The 22,601-nt window shown below is 64.8% G+C and carries 20 protein-coding genes; 6 read left to right on the top strand and 14 right to left on the bottom strand.

The window, feature by feature from the left end; all coding sequences use genetic code 11:
- Both AR323_RS11070 and AR323_RS11065 read left to right on the top strand, forming a co-directional pair.
- Window positions 1–954: a FecCD family ABC transporter permease gene (locus AR323_RS11070; protein ID WP_057884023.1), complete on the top strand. Its 954-nt coding sequence runs from the start codon at window positions 1–3 to the stop codon at window positions 952–954.
- The gene (locus AR323_RS11065) at window positions 954–1,679 is read left to right on the top strand and encodes an ABC transporter ATP-binding protein (RefSeq protein ID WP_057884022.1); all 726 of its coding nucleotides are present in this window, start codon (window positions 954–956) and stop codon (window positions 1,677–1,679) included. Before AR323_RS11070 ends, AR323_RS11065 begins: the two co-directional genes overlap by 1 nt.
- Here the strand turns inward: AR323_RS11065 and thpR are convergent.
- The gene (gene thpR, locus AR323_RS11060; RefSeq protein ID WP_057884021.1) at window positions 1,676–2,221 is read right to left on the bottom strand and encodes an RNA 2',3'-cyclic phosphodiesterase; all 546 of its coding nucleotides are present in this window, start codon (window positions 2,219–2,221) and stop codon (window positions 1,676–1,678) included. The genes AR323_RS11065 and thpR overlap by 4 nt on opposite strands.
- Window positions 2,222–2,258: 37 nt before the next feature.
- Complete coding sequence (locus tag AR323_RS11055) at window positions 2,259–4,325, bottom strand: M13 family metallopeptidase (RefSeq protein WP_057884020.1); 2,067 nt, start codon at window positions 4,323–4,325, stop codon at window positions 2,259–2,261.
- 200 nt (window positions 4,326–4,525) lie between these two features.
- On the opposite strand from AR323_RS11055, the gene AR323_RS11050 reads away from it, so the two are divergent.
- The gene (locus AR323_RS11050) at window positions 4,526–5,245 is read left to right on the top strand and encodes a VIT1/CCC1 transporter family protein (RefSeq protein WP_057884131.1); all 720 of its coding nucleotides are present in this window, start codon (window positions 4,526–4,528) and stop codon (window positions 5,243–5,245) included.
- Between the two features lie 125 nt (window positions 5,246–5,370).
- The gene (gene uvrA / locus AR323_RS11045) at window positions 5,371–8,298 is read left to right on the top strand and encodes an excinuclease ABC subunit UvrA (RefSeq protein WP_057884019.1); all 2,928 of its coding nucleotides are present in this window, start codon (window positions 5,371–5,373) and stop codon (window positions 8,296–8,298) included.
- A gap of 183 nt (window positions 8,299–8,481) precedes the next feature.
- Here uvrA and AR323_RS14470 read toward each other — a convergent pair whose 3' ends face one another.
- Entirely contained in the window at window positions 8,482–10,086 is a 1,605-nt protein-coding gene (locus AR323_RS14470) for a reverse transcriptase domain-containing protein (RefSeq protein WP_083495373.1), read from the bottom strand.
- A 342-nt stretch (window positions 10,087–10,428) separates the two neighbouring features.
- On the opposite strand from AR323_RS14470, the gene AR323_RS11040 reads away from it, so the two are divergent.
- Window positions 10,429–11,496 carry a hypothetical protein gene (locus AR323_RS11040; RefSeq protein ID WP_057884018.1) on the top strand — a complete coding sequence of 356 codons (1,068 nt, stop codon included), beginning with the start codon at window positions 10,429–10,431 and terminating at the stop codon, window positions 11,494–11,496.
- Between the two features lie 231 nt (window positions 11,497–11,727).
- Here the strand turns inward: AR323_RS11040 and AR323_RS11035 are convergent, their stop codons facing one another.
- Together AR323_RS11035 and AR323_RS11030 are read right to left on the bottom strand one after the other, a co-directional pair.
- Window positions 11,728–12,264: a septal ring lytic transglycosylase RlpA family protein gene (locus AR323_RS11035; RefSeq protein WP_057884017.1), complete on the bottom strand. Its 537-nt coding sequence runs from the start codon at window positions 12,262–12,264 to the stop codon at window positions 11,728–11,730.
- A gap of 868 nt (window positions 12,265–13,132) precedes the next feature.
- Window positions 13,133–14,347 carry an argininosuccinate synthase gene (locus AR323_RS11030; RefSeq protein ID WP_057884016.1) on the bottom strand — a complete coding sequence of 405 codons (1,215 nt, stop codon included), beginning with the start codon at window positions 14,345–14,347 and terminating at the stop codon, window positions 13,133–13,135.
- A gap of 14 nt (window positions 14,348–14,361) precedes the next feature.
- Here AR323_RS11030 and AR323_RS11025 point away from each other — a divergent pair, with 14 nt between their 5' ends.
- The gene (locus AR323_RS11025; RefSeq protein WP_321164549.1) at window positions 14,362–14,853 is read left to right on the top strand and encodes a DUF1801 domain-containing protein; all 492 of its coding nucleotides are present in this window, start codon (window positions 14,362–14,364) and stop codon (window positions 14,851–14,853) included.
- Here AR323_RS11025 and AR323_RS11020 read toward each other — a convergent pair.
- From AR323_RS11020 to rlmN, 9 genes are all read right to left on the bottom strand, one after another.
- The gene (locus AR323_RS11020; RefSeq protein WP_057884015.1) at window positions 14,841–15,746 is read right to left on the bottom strand and encodes a haloalkane dehalogenase; all 906 of its coding nucleotides are present in this window, start codon (window positions 15,744–15,746) and stop codon (window positions 14,841–14,843) included. The genes AR323_RS11025 and AR323_RS11020 overlap by 13 nt on opposite strands.
- Before the next feature lie 26 nt (window positions 15,747–15,772).
- Window positions 15,773–16,615: a phytanoyl-CoA dioxygenase family protein gene (locus tag AR323_RS11015; RefSeq protein ID WP_057884014.1), complete on the bottom strand. Its 843-nt coding sequence runs from the start codon at window positions 16,613–16,615 to the stop codon at window positions 15,773–15,775.
- Between the two features lie 95 nt (window positions 16,616–16,710).
- Window positions 16,711–17,994, bottom strand: a complete 1,284-nt coding sequence (locus AR323_RS11010) for an SAM-dependent methyltransferase (protein WP_057884013.1) — start codon at window positions 17,992–17,994, stop codon at window positions 16,711–16,713.
- Window positions 17,995–18,013: 19 nt separating this feature from the next.
- Window positions 18,014–18,748: a molybdopterin-dependent oxidoreductase gene (locus AR323_RS11005; protein ID WP_057884012.1), complete on the bottom strand. Its 735-nt coding sequence runs from the start codon at window positions 18,746–18,748 to the stop codon at window positions 18,014–18,016.
- Complete coding sequence (locus AR323_RS11000; RefSeq protein WP_057884011.1) at window positions 18,738–19,406, bottom strand: cytochrome b/b6 domain-containing protein; 669 nt, start codon at window positions 19,404–19,406, stop codon at window positions 18,738–18,740. Before AR323_RS11000 ends, AR323_RS11005 begins: the two co-directional genes overlap by 11 nt.
- Window positions 19,403–20,182 carry an SDR family oxidoreductase gene (locus AR323_RS10995; RefSeq protein ID WP_057884010.1) on the bottom strand — a complete coding sequence of 260 codons (780 nt, stop codon included), beginning with the start codon at window positions 20,180–20,182 and terminating at the stop codon, window positions 19,403–19,405. The genes AR323_RS11000 and AR323_RS10995 overlap by 4 nt, the downstream gene beginning before the upstream one ends.
- A 93-nt stretch (window positions 20,183–20,275) precedes the next feature.
- A complete protein-coding gene (locus AR323_RS10990) occupies window positions 20,276–20,596 on the bottom strand; it encodes a glycine zipper 2TM domain-containing protein (RefSeq protein WP_083495372.1) in 321 nt (106 codons plus the stop codon).
- Between the two features lie 225 nt (window positions 20,597–20,821).
- The gene (locus tag AR323_RS10985) at window positions 20,822–21,175 is read right to left on the bottom strand and encodes a glycine zipper 2TM domain-containing protein (RefSeq protein WP_057884009.1); all 354 of its coding nucleotides are present in this window, start codon (window positions 21,173–21,175) and stop codon (window positions 20,822–20,824) included.
- Between the two features lie 104 nt (window positions 21,176–21,279).
- A complete protein-coding gene (gene rlmN / locus AR323_RS10980; RefSeq protein WP_057884008.1) occupies window positions 21,280–22,515 on the bottom strand; it encodes a 23S rRNA (adenine(2503)-C(2))-methyltransferase RlmN in 1,236 nt (411 codons plus the stop codon).
- Window positions 22,516–22,601 lie beyond the last annotated feature (86 nt).

Raw genomic sequence — 22,601 nt, 5'->3', positions numbered from 1 at the left:
GTGAACCGCCCTGTCGTCGTCCTGATCGTCCTGCTGCTGGTCGCGGTGCCGCTGTCGCTGCTCGCCGGGCGCGTCTGGCTCGATCCGGAGGCCACACCCAACGTGGCGGTGATCCTGGCCGAGCTGCGGCTACCGAGGGCGATACTCGCGCTGGTGATCGGCGCCGGACTGGGCGCAAGCGGGGCGGCGATGCAGGGATACCTGCGCAATCCTCTCGCCGACCCGGGCCTGTTCGGCATCGCACCGGGCGCGGCGCTGGGCGCGGTCGCCAGCCTGTCGTTCGGCTATGCCGCCGCGCCGGTCCTGCTGCCGTTGTTCGCGCTGCTGGGAGCGGGCGGGGCGATGGCGCTGCTCGCGGCGATCGCGGGTCGGACGGGCGGGATCGCGCTGTTCACGCTCGCGGGCATGATGATCGCCAGCCTGGCCGGCGCACTGACGAGCCTCGCGATCAGCCTGGCGCCCAACGCCTTCGCGATGAGCGAGATCGTCACCTGGCTGATGGGCGCCTTGACCGACCGGTCGTGGAACGACGTCCTGCTCGCCGCGCCGCTGACGCTCGCCGGAATCGGCTGTCTCGCGATGGCCGCGCGCGGGCTCGATGCGCTGGTGCTGGGCGATGCCGCGGCGCGCAGCCTGGGGATGGAGCCGCGGCGGCTGCAGTTCTGGCTCATCGCGGGCGTCGGGCTGACGGTGGGGAGCGGGGTCGCGGTGGCCGGTATCGTCGGTTTCGTCGGACTGATCGTGCCCCATCTCGTGCGCCCGTTCACCGATCGCCGCCCCTCTCAACTCCTGTTGCCGAGCGCGCTGGCGGGAGCACTGCTGGTGCTGGTCGCGGACAGCCTGTGCCGCGTGCTGCCGCTAGTCACCGAGCTGCGCCTGGGCATCGCGCTGAGCCTCGTGGGCGCGCCGTTCTTCCTGCTGCTGCTCTTGCGGATGCGGAGGGGTCTGCTGTGATGCTCGCGATCGACAACGCTGCGCTGGCAGGGCGGCTGGCCGGAGTCTCCGCCGCGCTCGAGCCCGGCCGCATTACCGCGATCTGCGGGCCGAACGGCGCGGGCAAGTCCAGCCTGCTGCAATGCCTCGCGGGAATCCTGCGCCCCGATGCTGGTGCAGTCACCCTCCGCGGCGAGGCGATAGCGACCATGCACCCCCGCACCCGCGCGCAGGCGATCGGCTACCTGCCGCAGGACGGCGAGGTCGCGTGGGACGTTGCGGTCCGCAGCCTCGTCGCGCTCGGCCGCCTGCCGCACCGTGACCGGGGCGAGGCGCAGGTGGCCGCGGCGCTCACCGCGCTCGACCTCGACCATCTCGCCGACCGGCCCGTTTCGCGGCTGTCGGGCGGAGAACGGGCGCGGGCGCTCCTCGCGCGGGTGCTGGCGGGCACGCCGCGCTGGATCCTCGCCGACGAGCCGCTCGCCGCGCTCGACCTGGGCCACCGGCACAGCCTGCTGCGCCACTTGCGCGATGCGGCGGCGGGCGGGGCGGGGGTGGTGCTGGTGCTGCACGACCTGGCGCTGGCGATGAACCACGCCGACCGGGTGCTGGTGCTCGATTCCGGCAGGCTCGTCGCCGACGGACCGCCCGCCGATGCGCTGGACGTGGCGACGATCGAGACGATCTGGGGCGTCAAGGCCCGCTGGCTTGGCGAGCCCGGCGCGCGGGCGCTGCTGGCCGGCTAGTCCGCGAACCGATCGAGCGGCCACTCGGCAAGGTAGGTATAGACCGACCCGCCGCTGCCCATCCTGCTTTCGTAAAGCCGGAATGCGACCACCGGCCATATGGGCGCCGCCAGGTCTCCGTGCCGGGACAACCACTCGCCCGCGCCCGTCGCACCGCCCGAAAGCCGCGCGAGCGTCACGTGCGGCACGAACTTCCGTGTTTCCGGTGCGAGGCCGGCTGCGCGGCAGGCGCGCTCGATCCGGCCTGCGAGCAGGTCGAGCCCGGCACATGGCGCCAGCGCGGCCCACAAGGCGGTCGGGCGTCCCTTACGCTCGAAATGGCCCACACCGCGCACCGTCAGGTCGAAAGCCGGCGCCGATACGGAGCCGAGCGCATCGGCGAGGTCGTCGGCCTGATGCCGATCGACATCTCCGACGAAGCGGAGCGTCAGGTGGAGCTGGTCCTCGTCCTGCCAGCGCGCCCGTTCCACTTCGCCTTCGGCCGCGAGCAATGCGGCGCGAACATCGGGCGGGGGGCGCAGGGCAACGAACAGGCGGTGCATGGCCAAGGGGTAGCCAATGCACCGCCATCCGCAAGGGTCACCAGATCCGCACGCGATCCTCTGGCGCGATGTACATCGTGTCGTCGGCGGTCACGCCGAAAGCCTGGTACCACGCGTCCACGTTCCGTAGCGGCGCGATGGTGCGATAGCGCGCGGGGCTGTGCGGATCGGTCGTCACCTGGCTGCGCAGAGCATCTTCGCGCGCCTTCGCCTTCCACACCTGTGCATAGGCGAGGAAGAACCGCTGGTCGCCGGTCAGCCCGTCGATCACCGGCGCTTCCTTGCCGCCGAGCGATTTCTTGTAGGCATCGTGGGCCACCATCACGCCCGCCAGGTCGGCGATGTTCTCGCCCATCGTCAGGTCGGGGTTGATGAAGCTGCCCGGGACGACTTCGAACTTCGCATACTGCTCGCCGAACTTCTTGGCCTCGGCCTCGAACCGGGCGGCATCCTCGGGTGTCCACCAGTCGCGCACCGCGCCGTTCGCGTCGATCTTGCGGCCCTGGTCGTCGAAGCCGTGGCTGATCTCGTGGCCGATGACCACGCCGATCGCGCCATAGTTGACCGCCGGGTCGGCAAAGGCGTCGAAGAACGGCGGCTGCAGGATTCCGGCGGGGAACACCATCTTGTTCTCAAGCCCACCGTTGTAGGCGTTCACCGTCTGCGGGTTCATCACCCACTTCTTGCGATCGACCGGCTTGCCGAGGTCGGCCATCGCGTAGTCGGCGTTGAATTCGGTCGATGCGACGGCGTTGTCGTAGAGGCTGGTGCGCGTGATGGTCAGCGGATCGTAATTCCGGAATTCGTCCGGGTGGCCGATCATCACGTCCATCTTGTCGAGCTTCTCGAGCGCGGCGGTCTTGGTCGGCGCGCTCATCCACTCGTTGCCGCGAATGCGGTCGGCCATCGCCAGCTTCAGGTTCCTGACGAGATCGTCCATCCGTTGCTTCGCGATTTCCGGGAAGTATTCGCCCACATAGGCCTGTCCAACCAGCTCACCCAGCGAGGTGTTTACCATGTCGACCGCGCGCTTCCACCGGGGGCGCTGCTCCGACACGCCCGACAGCGAGCTGGTGAAGGCGAACCGGCTATCGACCATCGCCTTGTTGAGGTACGGCGTCGCCTGCGCCGCGACGTTGACTTCCTGCCACAGTTTCAGCGTGTCGAGGTCGGTGGCCGAATAAAGCTCGGCGAACGCCTTCACCGCCGTGTTGTCGGTCACGATCATCCGCTCCTGCGGCGGGATTTCGGCGCCGGCGAACAAAGCGGACCAGTCGATGCCGGGCGCATAGGATGCAAGCTCGGCGGACGACATCGGGTTGTTGACCTTGCCGATATCGCGCAGGTCGGCCGCGTCCCAGCTCAGCGATGCAAGGTAAGTCTCGAACGCCATGACGTCGCTGGCCTTGGCTGCGGCATCGCTGTGACCGAGCGTGCGCAGGGTCCGTTCCAGATAGGCCTGATAGGCCGTGCGCTGCTTCGCATAGTCCGGTTTGAAATAGTAATCCTTCTGCGGCAGCCCCAACCCGCCCGTGCCGACGAACAGCGCGTTCATCGTCGGATTGGCCGTATCGGCATAGACGAACGTGCCGAACAGGCTGGCCCCGAAGCTGTCGGTGGTATCGCCCATGAAACGGGCGAATTCGGTCTTGTCGCCGATCGCGCGGACCTTTGCGATGTCGCGCATCAGCGGAGCGATGCCCGCGCGCTCGACCGCGGCTTCATCCATGTAGCTGGCATAGAGCGCGCCGAATTTCGTGCCCGACCCGGACTCGATCAGTTCGCGGACGTTGGCCTGCACGTCCTCGTTCAGGTTGTAGAAGCTGCCCACGCTGGCCCGGTCGCCGGGGATCTGGGTCGCGTCGATCCATGAGCCGCTGGCGTAACGTTCGAAGTCGTCGCCCGGATCGGCGGTCAGGTCGCGCGCCGAAAGGTCCACCCCGAACGATCCGATCGCGGGCCTTCCGTTGACGACGATCTGCTGCCCGTCCTCGTCGGTGACGACCGCGCTGTCCTGTGCGGCAAGCGGTGCGCTCGTGACGAAAGCGAGCGCGGACGCAGCGGCAAGAAGCCGCGCGGATGCGGCGAAACGGAACGTGATCATCGGTGGGTCCCCTGCGACGAAAATAGGCGGCTGGTATCGCCGCGCAAACAATCGGTTAGGTATGATAGTTTCTCCGTGCAACGGGGAAGCGCCGGTCGATCAAACGGAGTCCGACCTCGACGAACGACCCGATAGATGGCGCATTGCCGTCTGCCTCGCCCGTGGTTATCCCGATGTCGGTCGCGCAACGGAGGGCAACCGTGCCTGCACCCGATCTCTCGCAACAGCCGAGCGCGCACGCCGAGCGCCATTTCGTCACCCGCACCGGCTGGCTGCGCGCGGCGGTGCTGGGAGCGAACGACGGGCTGGTTTCGACCGCCAGCCTGATGGTGGGCGTTGCCGCCGCATCGGTATCGGCGGGGCAGCTCGTGCTGACGGGCTTCGCGGGCATCGCCGCAGGCGCGATGTCGATGGCCGCGGGAGAATACGTCTCGGTATCAAGCCAGGCCGACAGCGAACGCGCGGACCTGGCCCGCGAAAGTGCCGCGCTGGTCGATACGCCCGAGGAAGAGCACGCTGAATTCGCGGCGATCTACGAACAGCGGGGGCTCGACCCCGACCTTGCCGCGAAGGTCGCCACCGGGTTGATGGCGCACGATCCGCTCGATGCCCATGCGCGCGACGAGATGGGCATTTCGGCCGCGGTCGCCGCGCGGCCCCTTCAGGCAGCGGGTGCCTCTGCCGCCGCGTTCGTGGTGGGCGGATTGCCGCCGCTGCTCGTCGCGCTGCTGCTGCCCGGCGCGCAAGTCATCTACTGGATGGTCGGCGTGACGTTGGCTGCGCTCGGTCTGCTGGGGGTGGCGAGCGCACGGCTGGGCGGAGCGCCGGCGGGGCGCGCGGTCGTGCGCGTGGTGGTGTTCGGCGGGCTTGCGATGGCGGTGACCGCACTCGTCGGTCGTTTGTTCGAAATCGCCGTCTGAGAGCGCACCTTCGCCGGTTGCAAACCGCCCGCCGGAACCCACATCGCAAGGCCGCCCGTTTCCTCCGGGCAAGACTCCCCCTGCCGCCTTGACCGGCGCGAACATTTGCGGAACACGGCTGACCTATGTCCCTTACCCACATTAGCGTCCGCGGCGCGCGCGAGCACAATCTCAAGGGGATCGATATCGATCTTCCCCGCGACAGCCTGATCGTGATCACCGGGCTTTCGGGCAGCGGCAAGTCGAGCCTGGCGTTCGACACGATCTACGCCGAGGGGCAGCGGCGCTATGTCGAGAGCCTCAGCGCCTATGCGCGGCAGTTCCTCGAGATGATGCAGAAGCCCGATGTCGAGCATATCGACGGGCTCAGCCCCGCGATCTCGATCGAGCAGAAGACCACCAGCCGCAACCCGCGCTCGACCGTGGCGACGGTTACCGAGATCTACGACTACATGCGCCTGCTTTGGGCGCGGGTGGGGGTGCCCTATTCGCCCGCCACTGGACTGCGGATCGAGGCGCAGACGGTGTCCAACATGGTCGACCGCGTCATGGCGCTGCCCGAAGGGACACGCGCCTACCTGCTCGCTCCCGTGGTGCGCGGGCGCAAGGGCGAGTACCGCAAGGAACTGGCCGAATGGCAGAAGGCGGGCTTCACCCGCGTGCGCATCGACGGCGAAATGTACGAGATCGGCGAAGCCCCCGCGCTCGACAAGAAGTACAAGCACGACATCGAGGTTGTGGTCGACCGCATCGCGGTGCGCGACGGGATCCAGACGCGGCTTGCCGACAGCTTCGAGCAGGCGCTGAAGCTGGCCGAGGGGCTGGTCTATCTCGACCTCGCCGACGGCGCGGTGCCGGGCCGGGAAAGCGAGGATGCTGCGGGCGGCGCGATGAAGGGCGCCGGCCTGCCCGCCAACCGCATCGTCTTCTCCGAGAAATTCGCCTGCCCCGTCAGCGGCTTCACGATCGAGGAGGTCGAGCCGCGGCTGTTCTCGTTCAACGCCCCGCAGGGCGCGTGCCCGGCGTGCGACGGCCTCGGCGAGAAACTGCTGTTCGACCCGCAGCTCGTCGTGCCGAACGAGGCGCTGACGCTGAAGCAGGGCGCAGTGGTGCCGTGGGCCAAATCCAACCCGCCGTCGCCCTATTACATGCAGGTGCTGAACTCGCTCGCCAAGGAATACGGCTTCGACCTCACCACCCCGTGGGAGGACCTCGCGCCCGAACACCGCGACACCATCCTGTTCGGCACGAAGGGCAGGGCGGTCCCGCTCACCTTCAAGGACGGGCGCAAGGAATACACCGTCAAGAAGGCGTTCGAGGGGGTGATCGGCAACCTCAACCGCCGGATGCTGCAGACCGAAAGCGCGTGGATGCGCGAGGAGCTGGGCAAGTACCAGACCGCGCAGGCGTGCGAGACGTGTCACGGCAAGCGCCTCAACGAAAAGGCGCTGGCGGTGAAGGTCGGGCAGGGTGCCAATGCCACCGACATCGCCACCCCCACCCAGATGAGCGTCGTCGCGGCGAAGGACTGGTTCCTCGCCCTGCCGGACCAGCTCACCGACACGCAGAACCAGATCGCCCGCGCGATCCTCAAGGAGATCAACGAGCGGCTGGGCTTCCTCGACAACGTCGGGCTCGACTACCTCAACCTCGACCGCACCAGCGGCACGCTGTCGGGCGGCGAGAGCCAGCGCATCCGCCTCGCCAGCCAGATCGGCAGCGGGCTGTCGGGCGTGCTCTACGTACTCGACGAGCCATCGATCGGCCTCCACCAGCGCGACAACGACCGGCTGCTCGAAACGCTGAAGCGCCTGCGCGACCTCGGCAACACGGTCATCGTGGTGGAGCACGACGAGGACGCGATCCGCACCGCCGACCACGTGGTCGACCTGGGGCCGGGCGCGGGCGTCCACGGGGGTGAGATCGTGGCGCAGGGCACGCTGAAACAGGTGCTCAGGGCGAAGAACAGCCTCACCGCCGATTACCTCACCGGTCGCCGCCGGATCGAGATCCCGGCCAAGCGCCGCAAGGGCAACGGGCACAAGATCACCGTCCACGGCGCGCGCGCGAACAACCTGCAGAACGTCACGGCCTCCATTCCTTTGGGCACGTTCTGCTGCATCACGGGCGTATCGGGATCGGGCAAGTCGAGCTTCACGATCGACACGCTCTATGCCGCCGCCGCCCGCACGCTGAACGGCGCGCGGATGATCGCCGGCGCGCACGACAAGGTCACCGGCCTCGAACACTGCGACAAGGTGATCGAGATCGACCAGTCGCCGATCGGCCGCACCCCGCGCTCCAACCCGGCGACCTACACCGGCGCCTTCACCCAGATCCGCGACTGGTTCGCCGGCCTCCCCGAAAGCCAGGCGCGCGGGTACAAGGCGGGGCGGTTCAGCTTCAACGTGAAGGGCGGCCGGTGCGAGGCGTGCCAGGGCGACGGCCTGATCAAGATCGAGATGCACTTCCTGCCCGACGTCTACGTCACGTGCGAGGAATGCCACGGCAAGCGATACAACCGCGAAACGCTGGAGGTGAAGTTCAAGGGCCTCAGCATCGCCGACGTGCTCGACATGACGATCGAGGACGCGGAGGGCTTCTTCAAGGCCGTCCCCCCGATCCGCGACAAGATGCACATGCTGAACGAGGTGGGGCTGGGCTACGTCAAGGTCGGCCAGCAGGCGACGACGCTATCGGGCGGCGAGGCGCAGCGGGTGAAGCTGGCCAAGGAACTCAGCCGCCGCAGCACCGGGCAGACGCTGTACATCCTGGATGAGCCGACGACCGGCCTGCATTTCGAGGACGTCCGCAAACTCCTCGAAGTGCTCCAGCGGCTGGTGGACCAGGGCAATTCGGTCGTGGTGATCGAACACAACCTCGACGTGATCAAGACCGCCGACTGGGTGCTGGACCTGGGGCCGGAGGGCGGGGTGCGCGGGGGTGAGGTTGTGGCGCAGGGGACGCCGGAGGCGGTGGCGGCCGAGCCGCGGAGTTTCACGGGGCAGTACCTTGCGCCGTTGCTTGAGCGGCAGAGCGTGGCGGCGGAGTAAGGGCAGGCGATCTTCCGGAACCTCGCAGCGCCAAAGCGATCTGCGCATTAGGTGGTCTAAGAAGGGTAATCGCTAGAAGATGCTAGTGAGACAAGGGCTAACAACCGTCAAAGCTGTGACAACAGTGGTCATTCCGCATCACGCTATACGCATGATATGAATAATGTTGGAAAACTCAATTCTTTACGACTGTAAGAATTTTTCGAAGCGAAAAAGCTCTAGGCAGCCGTTGAACGCCGCATTTGTTATCTCATGCGTGTCAATTCCGCGACTAGCTATACCGACCACCTGTCCGTCAATGTTGAAGACTGGTCCTCCGCTATTACCTTTTACGATCGGTACTGAAACTCGAAAGTATGTGATACCTTCAATCTTAGAAAATGCTCGGACTTCGCCAGTAGCTATCTGACAACTGTCTCCTAGCTGATAGCTTGGGAACCCTCCAACCTTGACGTCGTCGCCAACTTTGCATTCGGAGAAGCTCAATTCCGCACTTGCGGCAGCAATCGGCATTTTCCATTCAGGGTCAATTGGTTCCAATATTGCAACGTCTTTAGCGAAATCATGCTTTAATACTCGCATCGGCACGGGAACCGGAGCATTGTCAGTTAGATAAATCTCAATAATCGGTGCGACCGTGCCGCAAATTTCGATATTATGAAAATTCGTCAACACATTACCATTTGGTAATTTGATTCCTGATCCCTGATTGTACTCCATCAGTTCATCGTTTCCGCTTTCAACTCTGCAAACCGCAAGCGATAACCGATCTCGTTCATCTTTAGGTCTATCATATGAGATGCTTGAGTGGGCCCGATCAGGAAGATTGTTAAAACGATTAACAAGTCGCCACACCACCAAATCATCAGAACCGCGAATATGAATTACGTGCTGAATTCTGCCTCTCAAATGATTTTCAAAACTCTGCGACGATCGCCAGTTGTATTTTTCCTTAAAATACTGTTCTGATGCAATATGACCGTGCTTTTCCCACGCATTCAATGCGCCGCGTATCTCTCTCATAAATGAGCGAGGTACATTCAGAAATTGATTTATTACAACTCCGCTAACTTCTTGTCTTGAGCTCTTATCAAGAATGCGTGTCTTTCGCGGATTTACTATAAATCCTGCCTCTGTGACGGCGGCACTTATAAGTGCGCCAACTGCAGCTAATCCATTTTCGTGATCAACCGTCGCGAGGCTGTTGGGAAATGAGCGTCGATTTGTGGAGAACGTGATGTCGTCAGCATAGCGTGAGTAAAAGCAACCATGCTCTCGCGCCAAACGGGTTAGTAATCCATCAAGATGTGAGCAAATGATATTTGCTAAGACCGGCGAACTGGGCGCTCCTATCGGCAAATTTCCGTCTAGCGTACAGAGCCGAGCGATGGTTGTCGCGATAACGGCATTGAGTTGATAGGGACGAGCCCTAAGTCGCCCGCGTATTCGGCCAAAATGAATGGTAGGGAAAAAATCAGAAAGATCGAAATTAAGAAGAAGGCGTTTGCCGACATGTAGAGATGCATTATAGCGAATCCCCCGTCCTTTTACAAAGCCACTCACTCGACTTGATGGTTCGTATATTTCGTCAAGAAGATTTGCAAGGCGCGACTGAATATGCCGAAGTGGCCAGTGGGGGCTATATATTAGGCGGGTGCTTCCGTCGCGCTTCGGATACTCGTGCCGAGAGTATAAGATGTGTTGAGGAATCCCAAATGCCCGCCTTTCAAGCAGTTCTAGAGGAATGCCGATTGCACAAGCGAGGTCTTGCTTCGAATTAACTCGCAAAAGTGTGGGAGGTTGCGTTGCCAGATGTTCCTACCATCTCACCGTCGGGTGATCGCTCATCATAACGTTGGATGCGAGCACGTGTTTAGTTCCAGAATCATGCGCAGTAACAACGCACACAGCAACCAATCTGGCAACGCGTGCTCCTTTAGCATTTAGTCATCGGACATTGTCAACGCTTGAACCTGTTGATCTGCAAAACCTCGACGACCTGGTACGAGAATTGTGCAGTTGCTGACGACTTTGATTGACAAATTTGTGGGTGGGTCAAGTTCCATTTTCCTACAGCCCCCCATCCCGCATACATAACGCGGTCCATCTCCCCTCAAACGGACTGCCCCCATGAGCTACATCCCTGCCCACCAGGTCTTTCGCGCTCCCGCGCCTGCCGCCACGCCGGCACCCACTCCCACGCCAGCCCCGACCCCCAAACCCACGCTCGCGCAGCACATCGACGCGTTGCCCGACGCCGCCGCCTCCGCGTCGGAGTCCGGCGCAGGCTCTTGGCCGGAAACGCAGTTCACCCGCGCGCGGCAGGTCGAGTTCCTCCATGCGCTCGCTGATTGCGGGCAGGTGCGGCGGGCCTCGGCCGCCATCGGGATCAGCTATCGCACCGTCTATCGCGAGCGGCGCGCCAACCGCGCCTTTGCCCGCGCGTGGGATGCGGCGCTGCTCTCCGCCCGCGCGCTGGGCGAGGATGTGCTCGCCTGCCGCGCGCTCGACGGGGTGGAGGAGGTCGTGTGGTTCCGCGGCGAGGAGGTCGGCCGCCGCGTCCGCTTCGACAGCCGCCTGCTGCTCGCGCACCTCGCGCGGCTCGACAAACTGACCGAGGACGCGCGCACCCGCGCCTATGCCGACGACCTGGCAGGCGCGCTGGAGCGCTACGAGGCCGGGACCGACGATCCCGCGCCGGTCTGCGACGATTGCGGCACCGCGCTGCCGCTGATCCCGGACGAGCCGGACCGTAGTGAACGCGTCCTTCGACAGGCTCAGGACGAGCGGGCTCTTGCGGATCCCATTCCTGGGGCTCCTACTTTCTCCCCTGGACAGTGTGACATGTGTGACATGCCCTCTGCCAAGGCGGCGGCGGCGCGGGCGGCGAAGCGCGCCGAGGAGGAGCGGCTGGCTCGGTGGGAAACGCCGTGCGATCGCTGCGGCGGGCGCTGCAACGATCCCCGGGAGGAGCTCGACCCGGACGAATGCGGTTATATGGCGGACGAGCGGTTCGATGCGATGTGGGCTGCGCGCCCGGTCGGTGTGCCGACGCCGGAAGAGATCGATCCCGACAACGTCGAGGCGGTAGAGGACGCGCAGCTCGCCGCGTTCGAGGCGGGAGAGGACGAGTGGTGGCTCGTCGGCGCGCCGGTGGCGGGCGGAGCGTCAGGTGGCGTTCATGGCGGAATCGTGTAGGGGGTGCGCATCGCGGCGCCCGACCTTATGGCCTCGCCGCGACAGAGAGACGCCTCGTATGTGCTCCCGCCGTGTATTCCCCGGGAGTCGCAAATGTCCCAGACCATCATCGTCATCGTTGCCGTCGTCGGCACACTCATGCTGGCCATGCTGATCAGCGAATGGCTGATACGCCGCGATCGGGCGAGCGAGCAGGACTGACGTCCCGCGCTGGCGCCGGGGTTCTAAGGCTTAGTTGACGAGCGCGAGTTCGACGCGGCCGTGGCCGCGCTGGACGATGCCGAGCGTCGATGCGGCGGACTTCGTCAGGTCGATCACCCGGCCGCCGTGGAACGGTCCGCGATCGTTGATGCGGACCACGACCGACTTGCCGTTGGCGGGATTGGTCACGCGGACCTTGCTGCCGAAGGGCAGGCTGCGGTGCGCGGCGGTGTAGCCGCCGTTGTGGAAGGTCTCGCCGCTCGCGGTGCGGCGACCGTTGAACTTGTCGGCGTAGTAGCTGGCCACGCCGCTGCCGATCGGATCGCCCAGGCCGGGCTCTGCCGTTTCGGCCAGCTCGTCGGCGGGGTCGATCGTGCTGATGTCCACCGCGCCGGCTGCCGGGGTGTGGGCCTGCGGCACGGCGATGTCGGCGAAGTTGGCGGCGAAAACGGCCGTCTTGTCGTCGGCCAGCGCGGGCGCACTCGCCGACGCGGGCAGCACCAGCGCGGCGGCGATCGCCAGCGTGCGCAGCGCCTTCGCGGCATCGAAACGCGTGTTCCCGTCCATGGCGGGCGGTTTAGACCCCGGAATCGGACTCCGGCACCCCCTTGCGCTCGCTCCACCCCGACCGCGCCACCGTTCATCGTGGGGACTCGGAACCTTAACCATGATTCCGCTGACGACTCGCCGATCCGCTTTCCTACACCCTACGAGCCACGGCACGTGCCCGGCTTCCGAGTCGCGGCGCGGTTAAGGATGTCGGGGAATGGAGAGTTCGGTCTGCTTCAGCGACCGCGCGGTGCGGCGAAATTTCGGGACCGAAATGCAAATGGGGCCGACCCGAAGGTCGACCCCACTCTCACCAGCGCGTGGATCCCGAGGGATACTTGGCACCCAGTGTCGTTGCCTTTCTTTCCCGGTCGAAACCGGTTCCGTCGGGCTCTGTCACCGGCGCTCGCACCGGCATCCGGTTCCTTCAGGTGGTCGGTCCGGATCCGAAGATCCTTTCCTGTGCCGCCTGGCGGTTCCGAGACCGATTTCCCTGGCTCCCGCTTCGAACGGTTGCATCGTTCCGGCCGAAGCCTTCGCGACGCCTCCTCGGCGAAAGACCGGGTAGACCGGCCGATGGTGGTTTCGCCGGCGTTCCTCTCAAGCGATCCCCTTGCATCCGGCCGAAGCCTTTCGCAAAGCGATCTCGAAGACCGCGCGGACAGTTGCCGCCATCTCGGTTGGTAGGGAAAAACTTCGAACTTTCAGGCCGTTAGGCTTGTCGGTTCAGTGGCTTCCGTTCCCTTCCGATGACCTGAAGCTGCGCCTCCGAACCGAGTCGCGCAAGCATCGGGAGGGGTCATTTTTCCACCGCCGGGCGTTTTGCCTGTGGACACGAGTGGATAACTCAACCGTTCGTCGCGATTCCGTCAAACGACCGAATATTTCACCGATCGCGCTGCGCGAGCAACCTTAGCCGCAATGCGTTGAGCTTGATGAAACCCTGCGCGTCGGTCTGGTCGTAGGCCCCGGCATCGTCCTCGAACGTGACGTGGCGCTCCGAATAGAGCGAGTTGGGCGACTTCCTCCCGACGACCTGTGCCATTCCCTTGTAGAGCTTGAGCCGCACGGTGCCCGACACCTTCTCCTGGCTCAGGTCGATCGCCGCTTGCAGCATCTCGCGCTCCGGCGCGAACCAGAAGCCGTTGTAGATGAACTCGGCATACTTGGGCATCAGCTCGTCCTTGAGGTGCGCCGCGCCGCGATCGAGCGTGATCTGTTCGATCCCGCGATGCGCCCGGGCGTAGATCTCGCCGCCCGGAGTCTCGTACATCCCGCGGCTCTTCATGCCGACGAAGCGGTTCTCGACCAGGTCGAGCCGGCCGATGCCGTGCTTGCGGCCAAGGTCGTTGAGCGCGGCGAGCAGGGTCGCGGGGCTCATCGCCTCGCCATTCAGCGCAACGCCGTCGCCCTTTTCGAAGTCGATGGTGATGTATTCGGGCGCATCCGGCGCATCCTCGGGATTGTCGGTGCGCGAATAGACGTAGTCGGGCACTTCCTCCCACGGATCTTCCAGCACCTTGCCTTCGGACGAGGTGTGCAGAAGGTTGGCGTCGGTCGAGAACGGGCTCTCGCCGCGTTTGTCCTTGGGCACGGGGATCTGGTGCTGTTCGGCCCAGGCGATCAGCGCGGTGCGGCTGGTCAGGTCCCATTCGCGCCACGGGGCGATGACCTTGATATCGGGGGCAAGGGCATAGGCCGACAGTTCGAAGCGGACCTGATCGTTGCCCTTGCCGGTAGCGCCGTGCGCGATCGCATCGGCGCCGGTCTCGCGGGCGATCTCGATCAGTCGCTTGGAGATCAGCGGCCGGGCGATGCTGGTGCCGAGCAGATAGTCGCCCTCGTAACGGGCGTTGGCGCGCATCATCGGGAACACGAAGTCGCGCACGAACTCCTCGCGCAGGTCGTCGATATAGATGTGATCGTCCGGCACGCCCATCAGCTTGGCCTTGGCGCGCGCCGGCTCCAGTTCTTCGCCCTGGCCGAGATCGGCGGTGAAGGTGATGACCTCGCAATTGTAGGTCACCTGCAGCCACTTGAGGATCACGCTGGTGTCGAGCCCGCCGGAATAGGCGAGCACGACCTTCTTGATATCGGACATCGGAAAGCTCCGGATTGGTCTGGCGCGCGCCCTATGGCATGCTCGCGCAGGCGGCAAGGGAGGCGATGATGGGCAAGTACGAGGCGAAGACCAAGGCGACCGAGGTCGCGGTCGAGGACTTCATCGCCGCGGTGCCGGACCAACGGAGGCGCGAGGAGGCCGAGGTAATCGACAAGCTCCATCGCCGAGTGACAGGGCTCGACCCGAAGATGTGGGGTCCGTCGATGATCGGATATGGCAGCTATCATTACCGCTACGAAAGCGGGCACGAGGGAGACTCGATGCGTGGTGGCTTCTCACCGCGCAAGTCGGCGATGACGATCTACCTGATGGGCAATTACTGCGACCGGCAGCCTGAAGCCGACGCGCTGTTCGCCCGGCTCGGCAAGCACAAGACCGGCAAGTCGTGCCTTTACATCAACAAGCTGTCCGACGTGGATCTCGACGCACTCGAAGGGCTCGTCAAGCTGAGCTGGGACGTGATGAACGAACGCTACCCCGATTGAGATTGTTCCGCGGCTCGGGCGGTGTCGAGGATTGCGGCGACGAAGCCGTCGGGATCGTCCTCCTGGATGAAGTGACCGCCCTTCAGGGTCCGGTGGCTGCCCTTGGCGGCGCCGGGCACTCGCTCGCGGAATGCCGCATCGCCGCCGCGCGTGATCGGATCGCCGTTCGAGAAGGCGCACGTGAAGGGTTTGTCGAAAGTCTCGAGCACCGCCCAGGCACGCTTCTGGTCCGGGACGGCCTCATTCGGGCCGAGCGGAACGAGCGACGGGAAGATGCGCGCGCCTGCCTTGCTGGCGCGGGTCGGGAAGGGCGCGTCGTAGGCGGCAACCTCTGCAGGCGACAGGTCCCGCTTCGTCGCTCGCTGAAGGATACCCCCGATCGGGAACACCGGGCTCCATCTGGAAAAGCGGCGCCATGCGGCGAACGCGGCAGGAGGATCCTGACCTTCGGGAAGCCCTCCGTTCGACAGCACCACGCCGGCGAACCGGTCGGGAATGGCGGCGACGAGCCGCAGACCGACGAGCGAACCCCAGTCCTGGCAGGCGAGGATCACGTCGCGAAGGTCCAGCGCCTCGAACCACTCCTGCATCCATGCAACGTGACGGGCGTATGTGTAGTCGCCTTTGGAGGTCGGCTTGTCCGACTTGCCGAAGCCGATCAGGTCCGGCGCCAGGACGCGAAAGCCCGCTGCAGCGACTGGCGGGATCATCTTGCGATAGAGAAAGCACCAGCTCGGTTCGCCGTGCATCATCAGGACCGGCCGACCATCGCGTGGACCCTCGTCGATGTAATGGACGCGCAGACCGCTGGCCAACTCGCGGTAGTGCGGTTCGAACGGAAAATCCGGCAGGCCCGTAAACCGGTCGTCGGGCGTTCGGTAAACGGCGCTCATCGCGGAAGGCTATACCTTCGCTGACCTCAAGTGAAGTGCGGTCCCGGACGCTCGTAAAGTTCCTCGAAATGCACGAGGTTGGGGCGGGGGCCCAGCGGTTGCGGCTGGCCGCGACGAAACGCCCATTCGCCCCGGTCGCAGTCCTCGGCCCGCACGTATCCGTTGATGTAGAAGCGCCGGTAATGGTCCGCCATGTTCGAACCCGATCCGTGGACCAGGTAGGAACTCCACATCGCGAGGTCGCCCGGTTCCAGTTCGAGGTCGACGAGGCCGCCCGGATCGAGGCCGGCCGCCGCGAGGGTGTCGGTTTCGACCACGCTGCTCATCACCTCGCCGCTGGTCGGCAGGTCGATCGGGCCGCCAAGATGACTGCCTGGAAGCACGCGCATCGCTCCGCTCGACCGGTCGTGGCGGTCGATCGCGATGCCGGTCTGGACGTAGCTCGTTGCCAGATTGCGATAGGCGCTGTCCGGCCGGCGAAAGCGCGAATCCTGGTGAAAGGCGAAGTCGCCCTTTCCGCCCGGCTTCTTCCAGTGAACCTGGTTGATGATCTGCTTGATCTCGGTCCCGATGAGATCGGCGAGTATCGCCGCCACCCGGTAGTCGGTTCGAAAGCGGTCGAGCACGACGTTGTGGTACGACGGCCACTGGACCATCCGCAACTCGCCGCCATCCAGTCGGTAGTTGAGATTGCCGTACCGAAAGCTCGCACCCAGCGCCAATCCTTCGGCGTGGACTTCGTCGATCGCGGCGGACATTTCGGCGATGTCGTCCGGTCCGAACAATCCCCGGACTATCGCGTAACCATCCGCCCGAAAACGATCGGCAAGGTCCGCAGCAATGTAAGCACCAGGAAAAGAGGCGACCATGCGCCGGAGTTTCGCAAAGGATGGTGTCGGCACTCAACCCACAAGCCGCGCGTCGGGTATGCCTCATCGCTATGGCGCTGTGGGCATCGTGGGGCCTACTCGGCCGCCACGCGCTCGGCGGGGGAGAGATGCCATTCGGGCGCCACGTCGCCGGCCCGCAGGCGCGCGCTCTCGGTCTCGATGAACTCGCGGGTCATCGGGATCGCGGTGCGGTCCTTCACGTAGATCATCTGCCAGTTGACGAGGCTGCCGTTCCGGAACGCCTGCTCCGCTCCCGCTAGGTAGAACAGCCACATGCGATAGAACTGCTCGTCGTACAGGTCGACGATCTCGTCCCGGTGGAGAACGGTTCGGTTGTACCATTCCTCGAGCGTGTGGCTGTAGTGGAAGCGCATTCCTTCCACGTCCATGATCTGCCAGCCGGCCTTTTCGCTTTCGATCACGAGTTCGCTCAGCGCGGGGATGTAGCCCCCCGGGAAGATGTATTTGCGCGTCCAGGCATCGGTGCGTCCCGGCGGTCCCGCACGGCCGCAACAATGGCTGATCATCACGCCGTCGGGCTTCAGCAGGCGAGCCGTGTGCCGGTAGAACTGCGGATAGTGGGGTGTGCCCACGTGTTCGAGCAGGCCGACCGAGCTGATCCGGTCGAATTCGCCCGTAACGTCACGATAGTCCATCAACTCGAAGCGCACCTTGTCCGCGACACCGGCCGCCTCGGCCCGTTCGCGGCAGAAGGCGATCTGGTCCTCGGCCAGCGCGACGCCGAGAACCTCGCAGCCATAATGCCGGTTGAGATAGAGCGCGAATCCGCCCCAGCCGCAGCCGATATCGAGGACTTTCATCCCGGGCTTCAGGTACATCTTGGCCGCCAGGTGCGCCTTCTTGTCGAGCTGCGCCTGCTCCAGGCTCGTTTGCTCGGGATCGCCCCGGTAATAGGCCATCGTGTATTGCCGGTCTTCATCGAGGAAAAGCTCGTACAGCCGGCGCGTCAGGTTGTAGGTATGCTCGGCGTTCTTCGCCGCCTTGCCGCGCGGGTTGACGCTGTCGGCCATCGCGAGAAGGCGGTCGCGGGCACGCCGTAGCGGCCCTTGCGCCTGGATCGCCCGGTCGCCCTGACTGCTGGTGTTGGCCGTCACGAACAGCAGCAGGTCGCGGATATCGTGCGGCGCCTCGACGACAAGCCAGCCCCACATGAACGCCTCGCCCGCGCCGAGCTGGGGATACCGGGCGATGTGCGCGGCGGCGCGCTTGTCGGTCAGACGAATACGAATGGGATCGGCCGGGCCCGAACCGTATTCGTACGCCTTCCCATCATGGTCGGTCACCGTCAGCCGTCCATTGCGGATACCGCGCTTCAGAAACTGGTCGAGCAGCCACATTGTCGTTCGCGTCCCCCTGTCAGATGCCGGCGTACCAATGGTAGCCGCGGTCTTCCCAATAGCCGCCGTTGCCGCCTTCGATACCCTCGAGGCTGGCGACGGCCTCGATCCCGGTAAGGTACTTGGCGTGCTTGTATCCCAGTTGCCGCTCGACCCGCAGCCGTAGCGGGGCGCCGTTCCGCTCGGGCAGCGGCTCGCCATTCAGCGCGTGGGCGACGATGGTCTGCGGATGATACGCATCGTCGAGGTCGATGCTCTCGTAATAGCGCGATCCGTTGAGCGTGTCGGCGCACCGGAAGACGATGAATTGTGCGTCCGGAAGAAGCTGCGCGCCGTCGAGAATCGTCGACAGTTGCGGACCGGTCCACTCGCCGATCGCGCTCCAGCCCTCGACGCAGTCGTGCCGGGTGATCTGGCTGCGCTGCGGCAGGCGCTTGAGGTTATCGAGACTCAGCGACAGCGGGTTGGCGACCAGACCGGTCACGGTCAGCCGCCAGTCGGCAAAACCCGCAGCGCGCGACGCGGCATATGCGGGGGTATCGACCGTCTGCGAACCATTGCCGCGAAAGAAGGGCGAAATCTCGCTGCGGTCGTATTCCTTGACCAGGCCGCCCCCGCCCAGAAACCGGTGAGCGGCCCGGTTCCATCGCTCCGAAGCCCGAAACAGCGATTGCGCGGCCGGAGTGTCGGCGACCTTCGAGCATCCGCCGAGAAACAGCGCCGCCGCACCCACCATGAAGCCCCTACGCTCCATCACGCCCTCCAGTGATCATGTCGCGCAGCTGACGAAACGGGTTCGACAGCAGGACGAGAAGTACGTGGACGACGAAAAATCCGAACAGCAGCCAGGCGAAGATGAAATGCAGCGATCGGACCGACTGCCGCCCGCCCACCAGTTCGATCATCGGCGACAGCAGCGGTTCCATTCCCGGGCTGATGCCCATTCCGGTCGCGATCAGACCCGGCAGCAGAACGCCGAAGACGAGGCCGTAGGCCAGCTTCTGGAGGAAATTGAACTTCGATCCCGAGTGATGGAAATCGAGCCGCAAATGCTTGGCGATGTCGCTTCGGATGGCCGACCAGCGCCACTCGGCGCGTGACGTGGTGAGATCGCGGCTGAAGTGGCGATTCGCCAGCATGGCAATCCACACGAGCAGAAGGCCGAGCGCGAAGGGCCATGCCATGAGCACGTGCCATTCGCGCGCGCCCGCCAGGCTGTAGCGGCCCGGAATGGTCATCCAGTCGGGGAAACGCGGGACGATCAGCCACGCGTCCTCTGGCGCAAAGCCCCAGTCACCCCAGTAGAGACGCGGGTGGGCATTCGAAATGTTAAGCCCCGACATGAACAGGATCACCACGCAGACGAGGTTGATCCAGTGCCACAGACGGGTGCTGAGCGCGTGGCGCTTCATCCGGCGAGTTCCCTCCCAAGGTAGATCACGTCGCGTTGCTGGGACAGGAGATGCTGGCCGCTATCGACGAACAGCGTCTCGCCGTTGGCCAGCCAGCCTTCGGCCAGCCACAGACAGGCGTCGGCGATCTCCGATGCTTCCGTGCGGCGGCGCAAGAGGTTCAGCTTGTGACTGACTTCGATCTCGTCGGGAGTCTGGTCGTGGCTCGGCAGGATCGCTCCGGGGGCAAGCGCATAGACCCTGTCGCCCGGCGCGGCGGCGCCCATCGCAAGCATCGGGACGGTTGCCGCCAGCGCGTGCTTGCTCATCGTGTAGGTGAAGAAATCCGGATTGGGATTGGCGATCTTCTGATCGGTCAGGTTGATGACGCGCTTGCCGCCGGCGGATCGCGCGCTCGTCAGGAATGCCCGGGCCATGCGTGCGGGACTCCCCGCATTGATCCGCAATGTGCGCCGGAACGTTTCCATGTCGATGTCGCCGTCGTCGTCGGGGACGAAGATCGAGGCGTTGTTCACCAGCACGCGCCAGTCGGTCAGGTGCGCCGCGAGCCGATCGACCATGTCCTTCGCTGCGTCGGCGTCGGACAGATTGCAGTGGATGGCGATCGCGCTCGGCAATTCGGCGGCGAGCGCCTCCGCCGCGTCGGCAGACCGGCCGTAGTGGATGACGACGTGCCAGCCTGCGGTGCCGAACGCGCGCGATATCGCGGCACCGATCCGTTTGGCGCCGCCTGTCACGAGCACGGCAGGGCGGGAGTTTTTCTCCATGGCCGGCATGAAAGCACACAGCGGCCGGCTTCACAAAGCGAAAGGCGCGCCGACCGCATTTACGGACGACGCGCCTTCGATTGGAGGCAGTGGTTGGCCGATTTAGCGGCAGCGGGCCTTGCTGCGGTTCTGCTGGACTTCACGGCCCAGGAGAGCACCTGCGGCAGCGCCGATGATTGTGCCGGTTGCCCGCTCGCCGCGGGTATCGATCGCGCGGCCGATAAGTGCACCAGCAGCGCCGCCGACCAGCAAGCCGACCGTACCGTTCGAGCGCTTGCAATAGTAGCGACCATCGTCGCCGCGCCAGTAGTTCACGCCGTTATCGACGCGGTGCGAATGGCGGTAACCGGTATCGTGCGCCATCGCGGGTACCGCGGGAACGGCGAGGCCTGCGGCCGCAGCGATAAGAATGATCTTCTTCATGGGTCTTTCCTTTCCCTCAAAGGCGGGTCTGCTGTTACGACTCTCTGGCTGGCCTCTGGGTCCACAACGCCAGATGAACGGCTTGTTGTGTTGCGATTTCCACGACGAAATGCGCACTTTGGGCGATGGGCCGAGTGATCGGGGCGATCGCACGCGAAAACAAAGAAGCGCGCCGACCCCGGGTTAGGGGTGGCGCGCCTCGTTCAATCGCAATTCGTCAGCGGATCAGCGGCAGCGCACCTCACCGCGGTCGATTTGTCGTCCGAGCAGGGCGCCTGCCGCAGCACCAAGGATGGTGCCGGTAGCCCGCTCGCCGCGGGTGTCGATCGCGCGTCCGGCCAATGCACCGGCGGCTGCACCGATGATGAGGCCGGTCGTGCCGTTGGAGCGGCGGCAGTAATAGCGTCCGTCGTCGCCCTGCCAGTACCGTACGCCCTGCGGCGAATTGTAGTAGCGCGGCTGGTAGCCCTGCTTGGCGCGCTTGCCGTGTGCCGGCGCCCACGGCGGCGGATCGGCAAGGGCGGGGGCTGCGGTTACCATCATGCCGCCGGCGGCGACAGCGAGGATGATCTTTCTCATCGTCGTATCCTTCTGGGCAATTGAATCTACCGCACATTCGTCCGCGAACCGCGTCGAACCTGCGATGAACGAGATGATTTCAGCGCGCTCAAGCGATGGGGAAATCAGCCCGCTGCCGCGGCCTCGCGATCGCGCTCGGCGCGGCTCTTCTTTTCCGCCGCGGTCTTCAGCTGGCCACAAGCGGCATCGATGTCGCGCCCGCGCGGCGTGCGAACGGGCGCGCTGATGCCATGCTCGAACACGATCTCGGAAAAGCGCTTCACCCGCTCGGGCGTCGAGCATTCGTAGGTTGCGCCGGGCCAAGGGTTGAACGGTATCAGGTTCACCTTGGCGGGCAGGCGGTATTGCTTGAGCAGGCGGACGAGTTCGCGCGCGTCATCGTCGCTGTCGTTCTTGTCCTTCAGCATTACGTACTCGAACGTGATCCGCCGCGCGTTCGAGGCACCGGGATAGGCCGCACACGCGCTGAGCAGTTCTTCGATCCCGTACTTCTTGTTGAGCGGCACGATCTCGTCGCGCACGTCTTTGGTCACCGCGTGGAGCGAGACCGCCAGGTTAACGCCGATTTCCTCGCCGCAGCGATCCATCATCGGTACCACGCCGCTGGTCGACAGGGTTATGCGCCGTTTGCTGAGGGCAAGCCCTTCGCCGTCCATCACCAGCTTGAGCGCATCGCGGACGTTGTCGAAATTGTAGAGCGGCTCGCCCATGCCCATCATGACGATGTTGGTCAGCAGGCGACCATCGGACGAGTAGTGGCCGGCATCCTCGTCGGCGTCGAGACCGGCCATCGAGCCCCTCGGCCACTCGCCCAGCGCATCGCGGGCCAGCATGACCTGTCCCACGATTTCACCCGGGGTCAGGTTGCGCACCAGCTTCATCGTGCCGGTGTGGCAGAACCGGCAATTGAGCGTGCAGCCGACTTGGCTCGAAACGCACAGCGTTCCCCGGTCCGCATCCGGAATGAACACCATCTCGAAATCGTGACCGTCAGCCGTGCGGAGCAGCCATTTGCGGGTACCGTCGGTCGAATGCTGCGCCTCGATCACCTCGGGCCGTCCGACCACGAACCGTTCCGCGAGCCACGGGCGCATCGTCTTGGCGATGTCGGTCATGGCCTCGAACTCGGTCACGCCGCGGTGGTAGAGCCAGTGGAATACCTGCTTCGCGCGCAGCTTGGCTGCCTTGGCGTCGAGTCCGGCTTCGGCGAAGAGTTCTGTGATCCGCGCCCGCGACAGGCCGAGCACGTCGATCTTGCCGTCCGCGCGCGGGGTTACTTCCCGAGCGACGGGAACGGGATCGACGGCGCCGGGGATCGGCATGAGGGCGGTATCGGCCATGGCGTGGCGCATATAGGGTGAGCCGTCGCAACTGGCAAAGACCATCGACCGCACGAGAGATTCGAGCGGTGACGCGATACAATCTT

The sequence above is a fragment of the Tsuneonella troitsensis genome (assembly GCF_001441535.1).
GTDB lineage: Bacteria > Pseudomonadota > Alphaproteobacteria > Sphingomonadales > Sphingomonadaceae > Tsuneonella > Tsuneonella troitsensis.
This window is presented reverse-complemented; position numbering and strand designations above follow the sequence as displayed.